Below are 4,158 nucleotides of genomic sequence, written 5' to 3'. Positions count from 1 at the left end.
CCAGAAAACTTCTATCCGCGTCGCTCAGAACGACGACGTCCGCCTGCCTGCCAACCATCGATCAAACTCCTGCTCTTGTGACAGAAGCGGAACAAAATGAACCTTACTTTGGTTCCAGGTGACTAGGTCTCTGATTCAGACTTGAGGTGAACGTAGCATTTGTTAGGGATTTTAGGTCGCAAAGGTTCTGTGAAATGACTTGTAGAATCTGTTGCACCGTTTGATTGCCGGCGGCGTGGCATGGAGCGTCTCAGCGAAATTCGGTGGCTGTGACGTCGCCATTTTGCGCAGGGAGTGGTCCTGCTTTGCGTGCGCTGATATGTGGCGAGACTGCATGCCCGCTTTACCCCGCATCGAGGGACGAAACAGCAGACGGAGGGATCGAATAGCTACAATTATCGTCATCAAAAAAGACGACGCCGCACGCTGACACATGCGCGCTCGAATGCTCGCTGGAAAAATCCTTGACAGCCTCATTTATCCATAAGTGGAGTTGTTTAAGAAAATTATGCAATATTCCATGTCCAAGTCGTGCCAGCGGGGTTAGACGGTGATTTAAGCCAGAGGATCCTAGCCCACTGACGAGAGCGACAGTCATGCCGGCGACATGTGGTTCGTTGGCGGGATCGACGTATGTCCTAGTTCCGACCGCCTCGATGACCGCGTCACCGTCAGCGAGATGCGTTCCAAGCCTATTGCGGATTTTAATCCGGCGCACCCGCCCGCCTCGACCATGATGCGCCGACCTTCGGCCGGCTTGGCGGCCGCGAGAGCACGGCCTTAAATGCGGCGACAGCATTTTCGGTGAGCCTGATCATAGGGCGACCTCCGCTGATGCGTTCGGAAGGTCTCCAGCATGGAACGCGCCAGAAAGGAAATTATCATTAAAGCAACGGGTTAGCAGATTCATGTTCCTGTCGGGTATCCGACATTGACACGTCGTTGTCCTTTTGCCGGTAGCCTAATAGGCCAGCTCCGCACCGGAACAGGGAGGCTAGCACCCAGTATTTACGGACTGTGGCGCGGAAAACCCTCGCGGCGCGGATCTCGCTGCGCTGATCCGCGTTCAAAGGCTCTGAACTTTCCATCTAATCGATAAGAGTTCATCCGTCCTGTGGATGCATTGCATCGAAACAATCGATTTTACGACGAGTAACGGACATGAAAAGACGCCGCTTCGAAAGGCGACGCCTACAAGGAGGTTTCTCCCGTCGTGCGGAAGATGGAGCGAAGTCCTTCTGGGTCTGATGCCTAAGGCACAGCACACTCGATGTAATCCGCACGCTCTTAACATCACCCAGGCCTCAGACCCTAGCTAAGACGGTCATACAGCGTTGATTGCACCGCGAATTGTAGCGCGCAGTTAGTCTTCCTACGCGCCGTTGACGATTCCTGCCCACACGCTTCATTCACGGAAAATATCAGAAATGAGTTCACCTCGGCGTACAGCATTCATTACAGGTATCACCGGCCAGGACGGCGCGCTGCTTGCCGAACTGCTCCTATCGAAGGGCTACATGGTGCATGGCCTGAAGCGGCGAGCCTCGCTGATCGGGAATACCCAGCGCATCGACCACCTCTATCAAGATCCTCATGAGGATCATCCCGACATGGTCCTACATTACGGGGACATGACGGATGCGACAAACCTGATCCGTCTCCTGCAGGAAACGCAGCCCGACGAAATCTACAATCTGGCTGCGCAAAGCCATGTGCAAGTCTCATTCGAGACCCCCGAATATACGGCCAATGCCGACGCTCTCGGCACACTGCGGCTGCTGGAAGCGATCCGCATTCTTCGCCTCGAGGAAAAAACGCGGATTTACCAGGCCTCCACATCCGAACTCTACGGTTTGGTCCAGGGTGTCCCGCAGGGGGAGACTACCCCGTTTTATCCACGCTCGCCGTATGCGGTAGCGAAGCTATACGCCTACTGGATCACGGTGAACTACCGTGAGGCATACGGGCTCTATGCAAGTAACGGGATACTGTTCAATCACGAAGGGCCGACGCGCGGCGAAACTTTCATCACGCGCAAGGTGACCCGTGCAGTAGCTGCGATTATGGCCGGCAAGCAGGACTGCCTCTATCTCGGCAACCTCGAGGCAAAGCGCGACTGGGGCTCGGCGCGCGACTATGTCGAGGGCATGTGGCGCATCCTGCAGCACCACGAGCCTGACGATTTTGTGCTCGCGACCGGCGAGACGCATTCGGTCCGCAGCTTTGTCGAGGCTGCCTTCAGGCGGGTCGGGAAGGAGATCGTCTGGGAAGGCGAAGGCGTTGACGAGGTGGGCCGCGAACGCAGGAGTAACCAGGCACTGATCCGCATAGACAAGCGTTATTTCCGTCCGACCGAGGTTGACTTGCTGATCGGTGATGCCTCCAAGGCGGCCACCAAGCTCGGTTGGAAGCCCAAGACCTCGTTCGATGAGCTCGTCTCGGAAATGGTCGAGGCCGACTGCCGCGCCTACGGGATCACGCTCGCGTGACGTGAAAAGATAATGATTTCGCCGAGGGCAAACACATTTGGGTCGCCGGTCACCGCGGCATGGGTGGGTCCGCACTGGTGCGCCGGCTGTCTGGCTTGCCCGAGGTAAAGATCCTCACGGTCGACAGTCGTGATCTCGACCTGACCGATCGCGCAGCGACGACCGCCTAGGCCGGGGCACAACGTCCCGACATGGGTTTCATGACTGCCGCCAAGGTCGAGTCCTGGCCAAAAAACGAACGTCCGGTCAGCTTCCTCCAGGACAATCTCACGATCGAGCTCTCTACGATCGCGGCCGCATTCGGGCAGCGAGAAATTTTATGCTGCTCGGCTCGTCCTGCATTTACCCAAATTTGCGGCATAGCCGATCAAGGAAAGCGCTCTAAAAGGGACGTTGCCTGACCTGCCAGCAAGCGGTTTCCCGAATCGACGGTCCACTGCACACGGAAACCCACCCGAACTGGGCAACTGTCCATCGACGAAGGTGCGCGGCTTTGCCCCTTCTTAGAAAGCTTGCTCGCCACGATCCAGATGGTACTTTCGGTCGGTGAAGGCGAGTCGCCCCGTACCGGACCAATCGCCGCGGGCTTTGATCCCTCGGTTTCGGATACTCCGCAAAAGCTTCTATTAATATCCTTGGGTGCCCGACAGGCACCGTCAACCCATGATCAAGGAAGGCCGCTATGGCGATGGCAGTAAGGAACTCCGACTCCTACATCATCAAAGGGGGTAAAGAGGGCCGGGCGCGCCTTGCCGTCATTTCGCGCGTGCTGGCGCCTTCAACGCAATCGGTGCTTGATCGCTTCGAGCCGCTTTCGGATTCCACTGTGATCGACGCCGGCTGCGCGGGCGGAGATGTGAGCTTCGAGTTGGCGCAGCGGGTCGGGGCTAATGGCCGCGTCGTCGGCATTGACTTCGACGAAAGCAAGCTTGTGCTTGCGCGCCAAGAAGCCGCCGCGCGCGGCATCGGCAATATAGAATTTCACAACGCGAACATACTCGACCCCTGGCCGGCGGACGGAGCCGCGCTGGTTCATGTCCGCTTCGTGCTCACGCATCTCGCCGATCCTGAACGACTCCTCGAACGGGCATGGGAGGCGCTCCTGCCAGGCGGCGCGATCGTTACTGAGGATATCGACCACGGCAGTCAGTTCTGCGATCCACCCTGCCCGGCTTTCGACCGCTACGCCGAGCTCTATGTCGAAGCGGCCCGTCGGCGCGGCGCCGATCCTTTCATCGGGCGCAGGCTTGTCCGCCTCCTTGAAGGCGTCGGGTTCGCGGATGTCGACTCAGCACTGGCGCAGCCATACGGCCGACAAGGGGACGTCAAGCAGGTTCCGATGCTTACTTTCTCGGCTATTGCTAACGCACTGACGTCATCGGGTATTGCCACCAGCGACGAGGTCGGTCGTGTCACAGCCGAGCTCGACGCCTTTGCAGCGCGGCCAGATACCACAATGTCTTGCCCGCGCATCTTCCAGGCTTGGGGCCGAAAGCCTGTGGGCGCTCAGTTCCGACCGTCCAAGAGCGCGGCCATAAGCTGTGACCTGCCACTGAAGTTTCATCCAGTGGCGATTAGAGCCTCGGCCGTTTCTGTTACGCCGTATGGCGCGGGTTGAGCAACCGGCGCAGACGCGAAGCCTGCAATGAGCGCAGCGTCGGAGCCGGTT

Annotated in this window: 1 protein-coding gene and 1 pseudogene; both read left to right on the top strand. The window is 58.2% G+C overall.

The window, feature by feature from the left end:
- The first annotated feature begins 1,427 nt into the window (after positions 1-1,427).
- Complete coding sequence (gene gmd / locus JQK88_RS35200; protein ID WP_203281164.1) at positions 1,428-2,489, top strand: GDP-mannose 4,6-dehydratase; 1,062 nt, start codon at positions 1,428-1,430, stop codon at positions 2,487-2,489.
- A gap of 682 nt (positions 2,490-3,171) precedes the next feature.
- Positions 3,172-3,762 (top strand): annotated as a pseudogene (locus JQK88_RS36840) (class I SAM-dependent methyltransferase); the annotation flags it as partial.
- Positions 3,763-4,158: the final 396 nt, after the last annotated feature.

This window comes from Mesorhizobium caraganae (assembly GCF_016836705.1).
Lineage (GTDB): Bacteria > Pseudomonadota > Alphaproteobacteria > Rhizobiales > Rhizobiaceae > Mesorhizobium > Mesorhizobium caraganae.
Note: the sequence above shows the minus strand (reverse complement) of the source record. Positions and strands in the feature narration are given on the sequence as shown.

Excerpts from the sequence above, each read along its gene's own strand:
- gmd (WP_203281164.1), top strand. The coding sequence starts at position 1,428 with ATGAGTTCACCTCGGCGTACAGCATTCATTACAGGTATCACCGGCCAG.